Raw genomic sequence first — 16255 nt, forward strand, 5'->3', positions numbered from 1 at the left:
ATCATTGGAACCTAAATTTAACGGCGAAAAGGGCGAAAAAATGGACAAAAAAGTAATAGCGGCACATAAAATTTCAGACGAAGAATATGAAAAAATTTTAAAAATTTTAGGTCGCGAGCCGAATCTGCTCGAGCTTGGGATTTTTAGCGCGATGTGGAGCGAGCACTGTAGCTACAAATCGAGCAAAAAATATTTAAGCGGCTTCCCGACCAAGGCGCCTTGGGTCATCCAGGGCCCCGGCGAAAATGCAGGCGTCATCGACATCGGCGGCGGTATGGCTGCGGTTTTTAAGATGGAAAGCCACAACCACCCTAGCTTCATCGAGCCTTTTCAGGGCGCTGCGACCGGCGTGGGCGGGATACTGCGCGATATCTTTACGATGGGCGCGCGCGTCGAGGCCAATATGAACTCGCTTCGCTTCGGCGAGGTGCGAGGAAGAAGCGAAAATGCGCGCAAGCAGCGATATCTGCTAAAAGGCGCGGTTGCAGGCATCGCGCACTACGGCAACTGCATGGGCATCCCTACTATCGGCGGCGAGACGAGCTTTGATAAGAGCTTTGACGGCAATATTTTGGTTAATGCCTTTGCTCTGGGTATCGTTAAAAAGGATGAAATTTTCTACGGCAGGGCCGAAGGCGTGGGCAACAGCGTGATCTACGTGGGCTCTAAGACCGGTCGTGATGGGCTCGGCGGAGCCGTGATGGCGAGCGATAGCTTCAACGACGCGAACAAATCTCTGCGCCCGACCGTGCAGGTGGGCGATCCGTTCGCCGAAAAGCTGCTGATGGAGGCGTGCTTGGAGCTTTTTAAAACCGATTACGTCGTGGGTATCCAGGATATGGGTGCGGCGGGGCTTACTTCAAGCAGCTTTGAGATGGCGGGGCGCAGCGGCAGCGGCATGCGGTTAAATTTGGATCGCGTACCGATGCGCGAGGCAGGGATGAGCCCGTATGAGCTGATGCTAAGTGAGAGCCAAGAGCGTATGCTGATCTGCGCCAAAAAGGGCTGCGAGGAGAAAATCAAAGAAATTTTTGCCAAATGGGATCTTGACGCCGCCGTAATCGGCGAGGTAACGGATAGCGGCAAGATGGAGCTTTTTTGGCACGGCGAGCTAGCGGGCGTTATCCCGATCGAGCCGCTTAGCGAAGCCGCACCCGTGCTGGATCGCCCGATAAAAGAGCCTGCATATATGGCGCAGATCGCGCAACAAAATTTATGCAGCTGCGGTGCGAGCGAGCGCGAGCTGGACGCGGCGTTTGATAAAATTTTTGGGGACCCCGAAGTACTAAATAAATCCTACATCTACGATCAATACGATGCCAACGTAGGGCTAAACTCCGCCAAGCGTCCCGGCATGCTGGGCGCTGCTGTGATGCGAGTTAAGCAAAACGGCGTCAAGCTTGCGATGGCTGCGGACTGCAACACGCGGATGAATTACATCCATCCTCGCATAGGCGCGGCGCTTGCGGTAGCGTCGGCGGGGCGAAAGGTCGCGATGAGCGGCGCGACGCCTCTAGCTATCACCGACTGCCTAAACTACGGCAATCCGCAAAATCCCGAGGTTATGTGGCAGTTCGCGCAGGGCTGCGAGGGGATCAAGCAGGCTTGCGCCGCGCTAAATACCCCCGTCGTAAGCGGCAATGTAAGCCTTTATAACGAAACGGGCGGCGTTAGCATCCAGCCCACTCCCGCGATCGTGTGCGTGGGCACGAACGAGGGCGAGATCATCCCTAGCGATTTTTGCGCTAGCGGCGTGAGCGTCTATCTGGTAGGCGATACGAAGGGAGTTTTTGCGGGTTCGCTTTATATGAAAGCGGTGGAAAACCGCGTCGCAGGCAGCCTGCCCGAGTTAAATTTAAAAGCCGAGCGCGCTTTGTGGGACTTCGCGATCGAGGCGGGCAGGAGCGGAGTTTTGGAATTTGCAAACTCTGTAGGAATCGGCGGCGTGGCGATTACACTTGCGAAGATGGCGTGCGTAGGCGGCGTAGGCGGCGAGTTTGAGATGAGCTGCGACGATAGCAGAGATATTTTCGACGAGAGCTTTTCGCGCGCGATTTTCGGCGTCCGCGACGAGGCGAAATTTAAAGAGCTGGCCGCAAAATACGGGCTAAGCTTGATGCGCCTAGGCATCAGCGGCGGCGAAGTGTTTCGCATAAATTCCGTCCATAAAAATCTCGCTGCATTAAAAGAAATTTACTTCGGCGAGTTCGCCAAGATCATAAAGAGCGAAGACTAGCGCGTGCTTAGCATCATATTTCTTTTAATCGCGCTGTATATTTTCGCGCAGATCGGCGTGGCTTTCGGCAACTCCGGCTATCGCGGCAAGGCGCAAATGCAGCTAGGAGAGGCTAAAATTTTAGTAGCGCTTCTAGCCAAGGTCGCCAAAAGCGACGGGCACGTAAGCGAGTCCGAAGCCGCGATGATAAGCGAAATTTTAGACGATTTGGTGCGCCAAATGGGCGCCGGCGAACGCGAACGCGAGGCACTGAAGCTCGTTTATAAGCTCGAGAAAGAAAACCTCGCAAACGTGCGCGAGCTTGCCGAAAAATATAACCAAACCTACCGCCCGAGTCCGAGTCGCAAAACGGGGCTAATCTATTTCTTTTTAAATTTAGCCTACGTCGATCGCGGTTTTAGCGCGGCAGAGCGGCGCACAATCTCGCAGATTTGTGACGGATTGGGCATTGCGGAGCATATCCAAAGCCAGATATTCGCGACCTTTGAGCGCAGCTTTTACGGCACATATTACGAAAACGGCGGCTCGCAAAGTAGCTCCGCTTACGACGAATACGACGGCTATAGCACAAGAAGCGGCGGGTATTGGGACAAATACGGCGGCAGAAGCACGGGCGGCTACGGAAGTAGCAGTTACGGCGGCGGTACGGGCTACGGCTATGGCGGCACGGCGGGTTCGGGCTATGGAGGCTCGCAAAGTTCGAGCGGCTCATACGGCGGGTATTCGAGTGGATATGGCGGCTATTCGGGCGGCTCGCAAGGCTCCGCCAAAAGCAAAAGAGATCCGTATGAAATTTTGGGGCTCTCCAAGGACGCTACGTTTAACGAGATCAAGAAAAAATATCGCGAACTTGTTAAAAAATACCATCCCGACATTCTGATGGGCAAGGGCGCGGACGAGGAGATTATCCAAGAGGGCACGAAGAAGCTTCAGGAGATCAACGAGGCGTATAAAATTTTAAAGGAGCGCTTCGGCGAGAAGTAGGGCGAGCAAATTTTAAAATTTGAGGGCGCAGAGCGTCTTGAAATTTTAAAATAGGATAGCGAGACGGCGGTAAAGTGCAAGGTGCGGCGAAAGATTAGAATTTAAGGAGTAATAAATGAAAAATTTTATAATTTTTGCCGTTTTGGCGGCACTACTTGGAGGATGCGCGAGCAAAAAAGATCAAAGCAAGATTGCCCGATCGGAAGATAGCGTATTGCTAAGTTATGACAAAAATATTTCCACCAGATACCGAGCCCATAACGGAAAACTTTATAAAAATGGCAAAGTGTTAGGCAAATATCTTACGGCACCGGGACTTGGTACGCACATTTATACTGATGAAATGGGAAATGGTTATATAGATCCCAGCGCGACAAAGGAACATAATTCTAAAAAAATTACGGAGATAATATTCGTTCCGAACGAATTTATTAAAGTGATCTCTTATAGCCATAATGACGGCGTTTGCAAGGCATTGTCCGCAGGAAAATATGTTCATATAAAGGAGTATATTACTATTTATTCACGAGGCGAGCCGATCGTGGCATATAGTTATGATGTTTTGATGTCAAGAAAAGGAATGGGGAAAATTTCATCCAGGTATGATTTCGTTAATGAAAAGTTATCTTATGTGGATAAAAAAATTTTAGAAAAACTAAATTCGACAGTAGCAGATCATGTGCAAGCATCCGTCGTACTTAGCGGTGCCACGCTTCTTGGTCTGCTTTGCAGAGAAAAGTCTAAAAGATTGGATTAAATTTAAGGAGCGATGAATGAAAAATTTTATAATTTTTGCCGTTTTGGCGGCACTACTTGGAGGATGCGGGATATTGCGCCCGGCTAAAAGCGATAAGGAGTTTAAATTTTACGACGGCAACAAAACCGTAATCTATAAATTTGCGGGCGAGGATCTGTATGAAAACGGCAAAAATTTAGGCGCGTATTCTATGGATAGAGGTGAGCTTAGGACGCTTGTGCTCGATGAAGCGGGCAAGTCTTACGGCAATAACTACAAGTCTGCGCTGAATGCCAAGCGGATGAAATTTTATCTTTTTAACGACGAAAGGGCAATGGTATTTAGCATTTGGCACAAAGATGGGATTTGCAGCGTCTATAATGCAGGCAGATACGTAAATTTCGACTATACTTCAAATATGTTTAAAGACGGCGATTGGCTTTATGCGGACGGTATAATTTCAAAAAGCGAGAGCTCGGTGCAAAATATGAGCTCGAAAGGACTAAGCGCATATAAAAATATGAATTTTGAAAAAGCGGTCGATCGCAAAGATACGAAATATATTGCGGAGGAGTTGGCTGTGGCTGGATTTTTCAAAAAGACGATCGAGGGTCTTAAAACCATGATCTTAGACGATTTTTGCAGATAAACTTCGGGGGAGTTATGGATAAAATTAAAATTTTAGCGCTGCTTGCGGCGGTCGCGCTGCTCGCAGGCTGTATGAAGATAAAGTATTCGCAAGCCGAGCTACATCCGGAAAATTCCGTGATGATGAGTTACGACGGGCAGACCGTCACCGAGTATAAAATTTCAGGCGGCGTGCTTTTAAAAGATGACGCGATCTTAGGAAGATATGAAGAGGAGGGCTCCAATCTCTATCTATTTACGGACGAAAGAGGAGTCGGCGTGGCTAAGGATCAAATTTCGCAACGAGGTCTAAATAAATTTACGATCTACGTTTTTACGCCCAATAAAGAGCTGCGAATCGCCGAGTATTCCGCAAGCGGCGGCGTTTGCAAGGCCTTTGCGGAGGGCAAATTCGTAAGCCTAAAAGAGCACTTTAGCGGCTACGCTTCCTCCGCGCCGCTTTATTCATACTCGTTTTTGGCTTCGGTGTCGCAAAACGCGAGCGCAAACGTGATCTCACGCTATGAATACGTGAGCTCAAGACTAAAAAATAGTAGGGCATTCTTGCAAAGCCCGCATACGGCTCTAGGCAATACGGTTAAAGAGAGCATCGAGTGGCACCAAGACAAATTGCGCGATATTTGTAAAATAAAATTTTAAAAACCAAACCAACACGAAAGGAAAAACATGGGATTTTTATCCAAAGACGAAGAGCCGCAGAAGCAGGGCGCCAAAAAGGCAGCGAAGCAACCGCCGATCTTGATGAAGCAAACGCAAGAGGTGATCACGAATATCGAGAAATATCTGGGCGCGCCGCTGCTTACCTACTTCAATTCGGGCGCGGGCAGCGTCTGCGGCAACGACGCGATCAGTATCAACGACCACCTCAAGGGCAAGCATTTCGAAAAACTCTACCTTTACATCAAATCTGACGGCGGCAGCGGTATCGCATCGCTTAAGATCGTCTCTATCCTGCGCAACCACTGCGACGAGCTGATCGCGCTGGTGCCGGCAAACTGCGCTTCGGCGGCTACGATGATGGCGCTTGGGGCGAATAAAATTTTAATGGGACCACTAGGCTATCTCACGTCGGTCGATACCTCGCTGCGCCACGAGCTTTCGCCGGTTACGAACACCAACGATCAAGCCAACGTTTCGATGGACGAGCTAAGCCGCGTGGTGAAGCTTTGGAAAAATAACGAGCGCCCGAACGACGAGAATCCGTATAAGGAGCTTTATAAATATATCCATCCGCTCGTTTTCGGCGCTGTCGATCGCGCAAGCAGCCTGTCGCTTAAAATTTGCCGCGAAATTCTGCGCTACCACTTCGAAGATGAGCAAAAGATCGCCTTTATCAGCGACAAGCTAAACAGCGGCTATCCGTCGCACGACTATCCGATCTTATTCAGAGAGGCTAACGAGCTTGGGCTTCAGGTCGAGAAGATGGATACGCGCCTAAGCGAGATGCTTCAAATTTTAAACGAGCTCTACGCCGAGATGGGGCAGCGCACCTTCACCGACTTCGATGAGAACAACTACCACGACAACAACATCGCCAATATCATCGAAATTTCGGGATGTCAGATCTACTATCAGATCGACAAGGATTGGTTTTACCGCGAGGAGGAGAAGCGCTGGATCGTGCTAAACGACGAGAGTTCGTGGCGCAAAAACGAGATCGACGGCAAAAATATCAAAAACAGCATTTATTATATTTAGTGCGGTTTTGAATCTCGTGCCGCTTTAAATTTGCGGCTTGTAAAATTTAAATCGGCGCGTAAAATTTAAACGAGCAGCAGCGGCAAGGTGCGATTGATGATGACATAGCCGCGCTTATGGATGAGCTAGAAAACAAGATGTGCAAATAAATTTAAAATTTTAAAAACGGCAAAAGCAAGCGCCAATCTAACTTGGCGATAAAAGCTGCGCCGTTAAATTTTAAATTTAGCCGGTTCGCGCCGATCTTTTCGGCTAAGCTTACGCTGCGATTTAAATTTACGTTTTGCGCGCGGCTTTTAATTTAGCCTTTGCAAGCGGCGCAGAATTTTAAATTTACGTTCGCGCGAGCAAAACGGCGGCATTTGAGAAGCAAAATTAAAATTTGCGCGCGGTAAATGCGGTAAATTAGCAAATTTCGCTTTGCCGATTCCGCGTCATAAATTAGGCAAAATTTTAAAATTTAAAGGATTTTTGCGATGAAATTTTTTATCTCGTCTCTGTTTTTGGCTCTGTCGCTGCTTGGCTGCGCGGGCAAAAACTCGCCCGAAACCGATAAAACCTACGTTCTTTCAAGCGAGCTTGGGGATACGAAATACGCTTTTTACGGCGGCAATCTCTACGAAAACGGCGCGATTTTAGGCCCTTACGAAACGCGAGGCGATGCGAAGCTTGCGATTTTAGGCGGTAACGGCGCAAATTTAGACAAAAACGCAAAGCTCATAAAACTATATTTTTTCGAGCGCAGATACGGCGCGATCTACGCCGTAAGCCACAAAAACGGGGTCTGCGCCGAGTACAATAAGGGAAATTTCGTAGATTTTCAAATTTTATTTAATATTTTTCAAAGCAAAGAGTGGTTTAATTATAGCGGTGGCATCTCTCGCGATAATGAGAGGCTAAAAGAGCTGGCTTCGGCGCGCATGTCGAAATTTAAAGACGCAAAGCTCGGCGCGGCGGATGAAAAGACGAGGCGCGAGTATCAAAAGGCTCGCCGCGAGGCAATTTTGTATTTTCAGCTTAACGCAAACGATATGCGTGAGCTGATTTTTAAAAGACTATGCGAATAAATCAAAAGGAGAAAAGATGAGAGCGTTAATCAGCGTCAGCGATAAAGAGGGCGTCGTAGAGTTTGCGCGCGGGCTACAGAAGCTCGGATTTGAAATTTTAAGCACGGGCGGCACGCATAAATTGCTTTTGCAAAATGGCGTGAAAGCAACGGAAGTGAGCGAGTACTCGGGCTCGCCCGAGATGTTTGAGGGGCGGGTTAAGACCCTGCATCCAAAGATCCACGGCGGAATTTTGTATAAGCGAAACGACGCAAATCACGTAAGCCAAGCCGCGCAGCACGGCATCGGCGGCATCGATCTCGTGTGCGTAAATTTATATCCTTTTAAAGCGACCGTAGCCCGCACCGACGATTTTTCCCAGATCATCGAAAACATCGACATCGGCGGCCCAGCGATGGTTCGAAGCGCGGCTAAAAATTTTGCTAGCGTCTATGTAGTCACGAGTCCGCTTGATTACGACGCAGTTTTGCAAAATTTAAGCGGCGCGGACGAGAGCGAGAAGCTGAAATTTAGGCAAAATTTAATGATAAAAGCTTATGAGCACACCGCAGCCTACGACGCGATGATCGCAAACTATATGAACGAGCGCTTTAACGGCGGCTTCGGCGCGAAAAAATTTATCACGGGCAGCAAGGTTTTTGATACTCGCTACGGCGAAAATCCGCACCAAAAGGGCGCGCTGTACGAGTTCGAGGAGTTTTTTAGCAAGCACTTTAAGAGCCTAAAGGGCGAGGCGAGCTTTAACAATATGACCGATATGCACGGCGCGCTGATGCTCGCTAGCAGCTTCGGGGAGGCGCCTGCGGTAGCGATCTGCAAGCACGCCAATCCATGCGGCTTTGCCGTAAAGGGGAGCCTGCTTGAAAGCTACGTAGAGGCGCTAAAATGTGACCCAGTCTCGGCATACGGCGGCGTTGTGGCGATAAACGGCATTTTGGACGAGGGGCTGGCGCATAAAATCAATGAAATCTTTGTCGAAGTTATCCTCGCCGCTCGCGTCACGCCCGCGGCGCTTGCGGTATTTGAAAAGAAAAAGCGTATTAAAATTTTCGAGCAGGGCGGGGAGTTTTTGATTCGCGAAAACGACAAGTATGATTTTAAATTTATTGACGGCGGCTTCGTATATCAGCAGCGCGACTACGTGGGCGCTGGCGAGGTCGCAAATGCCCGCTGCGTCACTAAGCGCGCGGCGAGCGAGAGCGAGCTTAACGATCTAAAAATCGCGTGGCAGATCGCCGCGCTTACGAAGAGCAACTGCGTGGTTTACGTCAAAAATCGCGCGATGGTCGCGATCGGCATGGGTATGACGAGCCGCGTGGACGCCGCGCGTGCGGCAGTGGCAAAGGCGCGCGACGTGGGCGTCGATCTGAGCGGTTGCGCGCTTGCCAGCGAGGCGTTTTTCCCGTTTAAAGACAGCATCGAGATCGCCCATGCTGCGGGCGTCGCGGCGGTCGTGCAGCCCGGCGGCAGCATCCGCGACGATGAGGTGATCGCAAGCGCCGACGAGTTTGGCATGGCGATGTATTTTACGGGAGTGCGCCACTTTTTGCATTAAATTTTACCCGCCCGCGGTGAGGCGGATTTATTGCGCTCGCTTCGTAGCTTTTTATGCCGTTGCGAATCTTGAAAACCGCGCCGGAGCGGATCTCGTTGCTTACTACGTAGCGGGCGCAGCGCGGACCCAGGTTGCGCCCCGATACGCGGCGAGCGTGATGCGAATCGGACTACTTGCGTTTTGCCATACGGCTATGCGGCGCCGATTTAGCTGCGCAGCATACCGCTTCGTAGCGGTGCGGCGCAGTTTAAATTTAATCACTTACCGCTCCTGAATGGTCACTAAAATTTTATCTCGCGGCGGCGGCGCGTAAATTTTAAATTTAATCGGCAGAATGCTAGGTTTGCCGCTATGTCCGCGCAGTTGGCATAAATTTATCGGCTTGAATTTACAAGAGCCGCTCGGTTGCGTTTTGCTAGGAATTTTAAATTTTATGCAAGCTCCCAGCTTCGTTGCGCCCTAAATTTTAGAATTTACGTAGAATAGCGCGGCGTGCGCGACCTGGGCGCATGTTTATTACGACGCGTGATTTTGCCGTAGCCTTAGCGCGGTTTTATTACAGCGCGCAACTTAACGTAAATTTTTGCGGTAGCCTCAAATTTTGAGGCAAATTTTACCGCGCCGCGCTCGCGCGTCTTTAAATTTCGCCGTTTGTGGCAAATATCAAGCTCGGCAAAATTTCACTCTCATTTCATTTATGGATTGTAAAATTGCGCAAAATTTAAAACGAAAGGATCAAAATGAAAATTTTCAAAGCCTTAATCTGCCTCTTTGTTTTGGCGGCGGGTTATTTAGTCGCGCTCAATGCCGCAGGTAGCAGTAGCGCCGGTGCGGCGGACGCAAATTTTAAAGTTAAAGGGGGCGGCATGAACGCAAACGTGAAAGAAATTTATCTAGCAGGCGGCTGCTTTTGGGGCATGGAGGCGTATTTTAAGCAGCTCGACGGCGTAGTCGCGACGCAGGTGGGCTACGCCAACGGCAAGAGCGATAAGGCAAGCTACGAGGGCTTACATAGCAGCGATCATGCCGAGACGCTACACTTAAAATACGACGCTAACGTCATCAGCGAGCCTGAAATTTTGGCGCATTATTTCCGCATCATTGATCCGTTCTCGATTGATAAACAGGGTAACGATCGCGGTCGCCAATACCGCACGGGGATCTACTACACCGACGAGGCGAGCGGCGAGACGGCGCGTAAATTCGTAGCCTTTAAACAGAGCAAATATGATGAAAAGATAGCGGTCGAGGTTATGCCGCTTAAAAACTACGTCAAGGCGGAGGATTATCACCAAGACTATCTAGACAAAAACCCGGGCGGCTACTGCCATATCGATCTGCGCCTCGCTAAAAAGCCGCTTTACGATGACAAAGCCTTCAAAGCGCAGAGCAAAGAGGAGCTCAAAAGAACTCTGAGCGACCTGCAATACAGCGTCACGCAGGAAAAAGATACCGAGCGACCGTTTTCGAGCGAATACGACAAGCACTATAAAAAGGGCATCTACATCGACATCGTGTCGAAAAAGCCGCTCTTTTCCTCTACCGACAAATACAACTCCGGCACCGGCTGGCCGAGCTTTTCAAAGCCGATAACGACCGATGCGATCGCCTACGCGCGAGACGACAGCCACGGTATGCAGCGCGTCGAGGTCTCAAGCCGCGTAGGAGGCAGCCATTTGGGGCACGTCTTTGAGGACGGGCCGAGAGAGAAGGGCGGTATGAGATACTGCATCAACGGCGCTAGCTTGGAATTTATACCGCTTGAGGAGATGGACGCGCGCGGCTACGGGGATTATAAAATTTATGTAGAATAGCCGCGACTTCGGGACTAGCTCGCGGCTAGGAGCTTTGGGCTAGTTTGCGGTTAGGCGGTTTTGGGGCAGATTTACGGCTGAGCGTTTTAGCGGCTAGGCTACTCAGTTTATTAGTCGGCTTAGCAATTGAGCGGCTCGGCTACTGGCTCGTTAATCGATCCGTCGGTCGCGTCGCCTAGCTTGTTGATTGGTTTGACGGTTTGACGGCTCGGTCGCCTGGCTGATTAATCGGTCTGCTAATTTGGCGAGCGAGTCTATTCTGAAACTACACCAGTAGTCTATCGTTCCGACCGCTGCAGTACAACTCTTAGTTTAAAACGGGTTTGCCGATGAGCGGTCTTGTCGGTTTGAAATTCCGTCTGCTTCGGCGGGCGGCATCGGCTCGGCGAGCAGTCGATCAATCGGTCTGCTTCCGACCCGCTGCGGATAAAATTTTAAATTTTGATTTGGCGGGACAAATTTGAAGCGCTTTAAATTGCCCCTTTTAAATTTACGCAGGATCGTGCGGGCTTAGCAGAAGCGCTTGCGATAAGCTTAGGATAAAATTTTAATGGATAGCCCCGCGCAAAACAGGAAAATCCCCGCATAGATCGCTAAAAACGGCGTGATTATCGCATAGTGGATGATGGACTCGAAGACTTGCTTCATTTTCTCTCCTTGTTCATTTTATTATTCGCTTATGATACCTAAAAAGCGATAAATTTTATTTATTTTACGCAGGATTTGGGCTGCAAGGTCGTAAATTTTTAAGACATTTTAAATTTGCCTCGCGGAATTTTAAGTAGGATAAATTTTAAATTCCAAGATGCGAGCAGAATCCTTAGTTAAATTTCGGTGCGATACAAGGTAAATTTTGGTAGGTTAAAATTCTTGCGCGTTGGAATTTAAACGAAAAACTGGGCGTCGCGATAAGGCAAACGCAAAAATGCGAAAAATGCGAATCTAAAATTTATCGCATGTCGAAATTTAAATCGCCTTTTTGGCTAAATTTAAGCTAAAAACGCTATAATCCCGTTTATTTCGTGCGCTCGTAGCTCAGCTGGATAGAGCATTTGATTGCGGTTCAAAAGGTCGGGGATTCGAATTCCTCCGGGCGCACCATCCACAAATATCTTTTTAAACCGAGCTTCGCTATAATCCGTGAAATTTTAATCTTGGAGCAAAAATGAGAGCATTCGCCGAATGGGAAGAGCAAGAGGCGCTTTTGGTGTCTTTGCCGCACGCAGGCACAGACTGGGCGCCGTATTTAGGCGAGATACGGGTGGCTTATCGCGACTTTATCGCCGCCGCAGCGAGGTTTGAGCCGGTCGTTGCGATCGCGCCGCGCCGTGAGGATTTTGAGCAAATTTGCGGCGGCTTAGCAAACGTGAGCTTCGCGCAAATCGATACCGACGATACGTGGATCCGCGATTACGGCGCGATCGACATAGAGGAGGGTGGTAAAATCACGGGGCTAAATTTTCGTTTCAACGCCTGGGGAGGCAAGTTTGCAAGCGCCAAGGACGACGCGTTAAATTCCAAGCTTTACGCCGCGAGTGCCCGTCCGCTGCGAGACGTGGATCTGATCTTAGAAGGCGGCAGCGTCGATTTTGACGGCGCGGGCACGATGCTAACTACGAGCGCGTGTTTGCTGAACGAAAATCGCAACTCCCTAAGCAAGGCTGAGCTGGACGCGCGGCTGCGTGAAATTTTCGGGCTAAAAAAGATAATCTGGCTGGGACGCGGCTTCATCAAAGGCGACGACACCGACAGCCACGTCGATACTCTTGCGCGCTTTCTAAGTCCGCACGTCGTGGCTATTTCGTCGTGCGATGATCCGAGCGATCTGCACTACGCGGAGCTTGGCGCGATGAAGGATGAAATTTCATCGCTCGGATACGACGTGATCGAACTGCCGATCCCGCGCGCGATCTTTTATCGGGGGCGCAGGCTGCCCGCGACTTACGCAAATTTCGTCTTTTTAAACGGCGCGCTCATCGCGCCTACCTACGCAGATCCCGCAGATCCGTACGATCCAAACCGCGCGGCGGACGAGCTGGCACTGTCGCGTCTGCGAGCGACGTGCGCGGATTGCGAAGTAGTGGGAGTGAACGCGCGCGTTTTCATCCGTCAAAACGGCTCGCTGCATTGCTCGTGCATGAATAAATTCAGGCTTTAAATTTAGATCGAAGGAAAAATATGAAAATTTTAAAAGTTGGGCTGATTTCGCATAAATTTGAAGGTACCAAGGCGCGCACGATAGCGCGTAGCATCGAGCTCATCGCGCGCGCAGCGGCGAAGGGCGCGCAATTAATCATTTTGCAAGAGCTTCATCAGACGCATTATTTTTGCCAGCGCGAAAATACTGAAAATTTCGATTACGCGCAGGATTTCGAGCGCGATTCGCGGTTGTGGAGCGAGGTGGCGAAGAGATTTGGCGTGGTGCTGGTAAGCTCACTTTTCGAGCGCCGCGCCGCGGGGCTGTATCACAACACCGCCGTAGTTTTCGAGCGCGACGGTAGGATCGCCGGCAAGTACCGCAAGATGCATATCCCCGACGATCCGCAGTTTTACGAAAAATTTTATTTCACGCCGGGCGATCTGGGATTTGAGCCCATAGATACGAGCGTGGGACGGCTCGGCGTGCTGGTGTGCTGGGATCAGTGGTATCCCGAGGCGGCGCGCGCGATGGCGCTACGCGGTGCCGAGCTACTCATATATCCGACCGCGATCGGGTGGTTTGACGGCGACGGCGAGGACGAAAAAGCACGCCAACTAGAGGCCTGGGTCGCGGTACAGCGTGGGCATGCGGTGGCAAACTCCCTGCCCGTAGTCGCTGTAAATCGCGTGGGCTTTGAAAGCGCCGCGCTTAGCGAGGTCTCGCCGGATGAAATTCTATCCGGGGGAAATAAAATTTCAGCAGCAAGCGACGGCGGAGCAGCCAGCGATAAAATTTTGCACTCCGCGGATACGGGCGGCGAGAGTAAAATTTTAAGCGAGGGCGGAATTTTATCCTTTAATAACGGGGCGCTAACGGATGGCGGCAAAATGGCGATCGGCGGCGAAATTTTGCCCGCGAAAAATGAGGCGGCGCGAGAGAATTTAAAAATTTCGATAGAGATTAAATTTAACGGCGAAACTTTAGAGGTGCTGCCGAATAAACAGCGCGTAGACCAGCTTGCCAGCGAAGAGGGGATTAGGTTTTGGGGCAATAGCTTTGTTTTTGGCGCGCAGGGCGAACAGCTGTTTCGTGCAAATAGCACCGATGAGCTATGCGAAGTCGTAACTATCGATATGCAAAGATGCGAAAACGTGCGCCGCTGGTGGCCGTTTTTGCGCGATAGACGCGTAGAAAACTATGAAATTTTGACTAAGCGATACGGGCTGTAGCTCCTGTATCTCGAATAGCCATATAGTTTATCGGGTGCGCATGAGAATGAAAGCGAATAATTTTATGATATCAATGTGTAGAAGCGCCGATAAAATACATTATATAAGCCGAATGGATTTAAAATTTTGATTTTACAATGCCCGTAAAATCGGATTTTGTAAATAAATTGTAAAAAATTTGCTAAAAACTATTGACAATTTTTAAATTTTTCTCTATAATTCCGCCAAGTTTCGCATATAGGTATGCGGGATGAATTTTATTTAAGGAGTAAACCATGAAAAAAGGTTTTACTATGATCGAGTTGATCTTCGTTATCGTTATTTTAGGTATTTTGGCAGCTGTTGCTATTCCAAGACTTGCAGCTACACGTGATGATGCTGAGGTTTCTAAGGCAGCTAGCAATATTCAAACTATGGTAACAGATTTGGGTGCATATTATACGTCTCAAGGAAATTTCTCTTCTACTATTAGTAGTATGACAAATGTTGCTAACCCAGTAAAAGTTAAATCATTAAATTGCTTTGAGGCCAAAGCTGCTACTACTGGAAATGATACAATATCCGTAGCTACTAACATAACTGGGTTATGCGGTCAAGTATGGAGTATGCCAGGTCTATCGCAAATCAAAACTAGAATTGATGCAGATCATGGTCTAAAATTTGGCGGTAAAAATGTTAACTACAACTAATATTTAGTGTAGATATAGTTTTAAGGCTCTAGCTTTTGCTAGAGCCTTTTTTTGTTTATATAAATATAATTTATTCGTTGAGTCCTACTGATTTTCATTAATCCGCTAATAAAGCTTAAGATTAATCTTGACTTTTGGTTAAAGTTTTTGTATAATTAAAGTCCTTTTTTGCTGGGGTATAGCCAAGCGGCAAGGCAATTGGTTTTGGTCCAATCATTCGGAGGTTCGAATCCTCCTACCCCATCCATTTGGCGAATTTAAAAATTTATTCGCACTTCTTGTATCGCAGAGTAGAGCAGTGGTAGCTCGTCGGGCTCATAACCCGAAGGTCGGTGGTTCAAATCCACCCTCTGCAACCAAATCATCATTAAATTTATATCGCAGCATCGTGACTTTAAATTTTACTCTTGCCTTTATTTAAAAATACAAAAATATACATTTGTATTTCAAATTTGAGAATTTTATTTATAAAGCTGCTCTTAACTAATAGTCTAAAATTAATAAAATCATCGAGTATAAGGCAGATACATCAAATTCCTTAAATCATAAAATTTGCCGTCTCATCTAAAATCTATGATTTATATTGTGACACCGATCTTGTTAATAGCATTATCGAGTATTGAAAGGACTTAAATTTGCACATAGTTTCTATCGTGACATTAAAATTTTTAAAGGTTCAAGATAAGCCAAAAATTCCTTTAAAAGTTTTCAACTTATCTTGAGTCAAATTTTATTTATCTACTCACCAAAAACGGAGCTATGTAGGCTATTTTTCATCTATAATTACCCATCTTTTTCTGGGCTCTTCATCGTATTGCTTTAAAATTTCTATTATTCTATTCTGCAATATTTGCAAAGTTTCCATATATTTTGTAGGAATTAGTTCAAAAATATCCTCTAATTCGCAGCACTCGATTATTATGTCTATAATGTATTCATTAACCTTATTTTTTTCCAAATGCGTTGAGATATAGGGTGAAAACAAAATTCTTTGGCTTTCATCTATGGTAATCGCTTTGTGTTCCAATGCCCGTAATGAGCCCAGCGCCATTAGCAAGATGGCCCTTTCGCCCACAATATCAATATTTTTTTCTAATATCATTCGTCTCGCTTCGCCCGTATTTAATTTCATCTAAAATCATACAAATCTTCTCTTCGTCTATCTCCCCATAAAGGCAAGGGTTTGCCAGTTCAAATATGATCTCTTGCAAAATTTCATCCTCATATCCTATGTCCTCGCGGCACTCGATTAAATTTGCCCATTCCTCAAGGAGATCATATGAAATTTCTTTATCGATGACCCTATTTAAGATGTTTGCAATGGTATTCTTAGTTATCGTTACAAGCTCCGATTCGCTATCAAAGCCTATCTTTGCCAAGTCGCTTTTTATCGCGCTTATATCTTTAGTAAAATTTATCAAATTTAATAAAATATCTATTTTAGCCATCAATGCCGCAT

The 16255-nt window shown here is 47.9% G+C and carries 14 protein-coding genes and 3 tRNA genes; 15 read left to right on the forward strand and 2 right to left on the reverse strand.

What is annotated here, in order from left to right; genetic code table 11:
• Positions 1-40: 40 nt before the first annotated feature.
• The 15 genes from purL (at position 41) to Q0135_RS02840 (ending at position 15155) form a co-directional block, all read left to right on the forward strand.
• On the forward strand, positions 41-2236 hold the full coding sequence (gene purL / locus Q0135_RS02770; protein WP_297988054.1) for a phosphoribosylformylglycinamidine synthase subunit PurL: 2196 nt from the start codon (positions 41-43) through the stop codon (positions 2234-2236).
• 3 nt (positions 2237-2239) lie between these two features.
• Complete coding sequence (locus Q0135_RS02775) at positions 2240-3220, forward strand: DnaJ domain-containing protein (protein WP_297988056.1); 981 nt, start codon at positions 2240-2242, stop codon at positions 3218-3220.
• Positions 3221-3335: 115 nt separating this feature from the next.
• On the forward strand, positions 3336-3977 hold the full coding sequence (locus Q0135_RS02780; RefSeq protein WP_297988059.1) for a hypothetical protein: 642 nt from the start codon (positions 3336-3338) through the stop codon (positions 3975-3977).
• Between the two features lie 16 nt (positions 3978-3993).
• Positions 3994-4605 carry a hypothetical protein gene (locus Q0135_RS02785; RefSeq protein ID WP_297988061.1) on the forward strand — a complete coding sequence of 204 codons (612 nt, stop codon included), beginning with the start codon at positions 3994-3996 and terminating at the stop codon, positions 4603-4605.
• Between the two features lie 14 nt (positions 4606-4619).
• Positions 4620-5243 (forward strand): hypothetical protein, encoded by a 624-nt coding sequence (locus tag Q0135_RS02790; protein ID WP_297988062.1) that lies wholly within the window; start codon positions 4620-4622, stop codon positions 5241-5243.
• A 27-nt stretch (positions 5244-5270) separates the two neighbouring features.
• Complete coding sequence (locus Q0135_RS02795; protein WP_177387284.1) at positions 5271-6302, forward strand: hypothetical protein; 1032 nt, start codon at positions 5271-5273, stop codon at positions 6300-6302.
• A 476-nt stretch (positions 6303-6778) separates the two neighbouring features.
• Positions 6779-7369, forward strand: a complete 591-nt coding sequence (locus Q0135_RS02800; RefSeq protein WP_297988063.1) for a hypothetical protein — start codon at positions 6779-6781, stop codon at positions 7367-7369.
• Positions 7370-7385: 16 nt separating this feature from the next.
• On the forward strand, positions 7386-8924 hold the full coding sequence (purH, locus tag Q0135_RS02805; RefSeq protein ID WP_297988065.1) for a bifunctional phosphoribosylaminoimidazolecarboxamide formyltransferase/IMP cyclohydrolase: 1539 nt from the start codon (positions 7386-7388) through the stop codon (positions 8922-8924).
• An 866-nt stretch (positions 8925-9790) separates the two neighbouring features.
• Positions 9791-10738 carry a peptide-methionine (R)-S-oxide reductase MsrB gene (msrB, locus tag Q0135_RS02810; protein ID WP_297988072.1) on the forward strand — a complete coding sequence of 316 codons (948 nt, stop codon included), beginning with the start codon at positions 9791-9793 and terminating at the stop codon, positions 10736-10738.
• Positions 10739-11762: 1024 nt separating this feature from the next.
• Positions 11763-11839: transfer RNA gene (locus Q0135_RS02815), tRNA-Arg, on the forward strand.
• Positions 11840-11903: 64 nt separating this feature from the next.
• Positions 11904-12896, forward strand: a complete 993-nt coding sequence (locus Q0135_RS02820) for an agmatine deiminase family protein (protein ID WP_297988066.1) — start codon at positions 11904-11906, stop codon at positions 12894-12896.
• Positions 12897-12916: 20 nt separating this feature from the next.
• Positions 12917-14107 carry a carbon-nitrogen hydrolase gene (locus tag Q0135_RS02825; protein WP_297988067.1) on the forward strand — a complete coding sequence of 397 codons (1191 nt, stop codon included), beginning with the start codon at positions 12917-12919 and terminating at the stop codon, positions 14105-14107.
• 275 nt (positions 14108-14382) lie between these two features.
• The gene (locus Q0135_RS02830; RefSeq protein WP_297988068.1) at positions 14383-14796 is read left to right on the forward strand and encodes a type II secretion system protein; all 414 of its coding nucleotides are present in this window, start codon (positions 14383-14385) and stop codon (positions 14794-14796) included.
• Between the two features lie 172 nt (positions 14797-14968).
• Positions 14969-15043, forward strand: a tRNA-Gln gene (locus Q0135_RS02835).
• 37 nt (positions 15044-15080) lie between these two features.
• Positions 15081-15155: transfer RNA gene (locus Q0135_RS02840), tRNA-Met, on the forward strand.
• Between the two features lie 407 nt (positions 15156-15562).
• On the opposite strand, the gene Q0135_RS02845 is transcribed toward Q0135_RS02840, so the two are convergent.
• Together Q0135_RS02845 and Q0135_RS02850 are read right to left on the reverse strand one after the other, a co-directional pair.
• Positions 15563-15898, reverse strand: a complete 336-nt coding sequence (locus Q0135_RS02845; protein WP_297988069.1) for a DUF3969 family protein — start codon at positions 15896-15898, stop codon at positions 15563-15565.
• A partial coding sequence (locus Q0135_RS02850; RefSeq protein WP_367272139.1) for a hypothetical protein occupies positions 15876-16255 on the reverse strand: 380 nt, incomplete at its 5' end. The genes Q0135_RS02845 and Q0135_RS02850, both read right to left, overlap by 23 nt.

The organism is uncultured Campylobacter sp. (assembly GCF_937981295.1).
GTDB lineage: Bacteria > Campylobacterota > Campylobacteria > Campylobacterales > Campylobacteraceae > Campylobacter_B.

Excerpts from the sequence above, each read along its gene's own strand:
- Q0135_RS02795 (WP_177387284.1), top strand. The coding sequence starts at position 5,271 with ATGGGATTTTTATCCAAAGACGAAGAGCCGCAGAAGCAGGGCGCCAAA.
- Q0135_RS02820 (WP_297988066.1), top strand. The coding sequence starts at position 11,904 with ATGAGAGCATTCGCCGAATGGGAAGAGCAAGAGGCGCTTTTGGTGTCT.
- msrB (WP_297988072.1), top strand. The coding sequence starts at position 9,791 with ATGAACGCAAACGTGAAAGAAATTTATCTAGCAGGCGGCTGCTTTTGG.
- Q0135_RS02830 (WP_297988068.1), top strand. The coding sequence starts at position 14,383 with ATGAAAAAAGGTTTTACTATGATCGAGTTGATCTTCGTTATCGTTATT.
- purL (WP_297988054.1), top strand. The coding sequence starts at position 41 with ATGGACAAAAAAGTAATAGCGGCACATAAAATTTCAGACGAAGAATAT.
- Q0135_RS02780 (WP_297988059.1), top strand. The coding sequence starts at position 3,336 with ATGAAAAATTTTATAATTTTTGCCGTTTTGGCGGCACTACTTGGAGGA.
- Q0135_RS02825 (WP_297988067.1), top strand. The coding sequence starts at position 12,917 with ATGAAAATTTTAAAAGTTGGGCTGATTTCGCATAAATTTGAAGGTACC.
- Q0135_RS02800 (WP_297988063.1), top strand. The coding sequence starts at position 6,779 with ATGAAATTTTTTATCTCGTCTCTGTTTTTGGCTCTGTCGCTGCTTGGC.
- Q0135_RS02785 (WP_297988061.1), top strand. The coding sequence starts at position 3,994 with ATGAAAAATTTTATAATTTTTGCCGTTTTGGCGGCACTACTTGGAGGA.
- Q0135_RS02845 (WP_297988069.1), bottom strand. The coding sequence starts at position 15,898 with ATGATATTAGAAAAAAATATTGATATTGTGGGCGAAAGGGCCATCTTG.
- Q0135_RS02790 (WP_297988062.1), top strand. The coding sequence starts at position 4,620 with ATGGATAAAATTAAAATTTTAGCGCTGCTTGCGGCGGTCGCGCTGCTC.
- purH (WP_297988065.1), top strand. The coding sequence starts at position 7,386 with ATGAGAGCGTTAATCAGCGTCAGCGATAAAGAGGGCGTCGTAGAGTTT.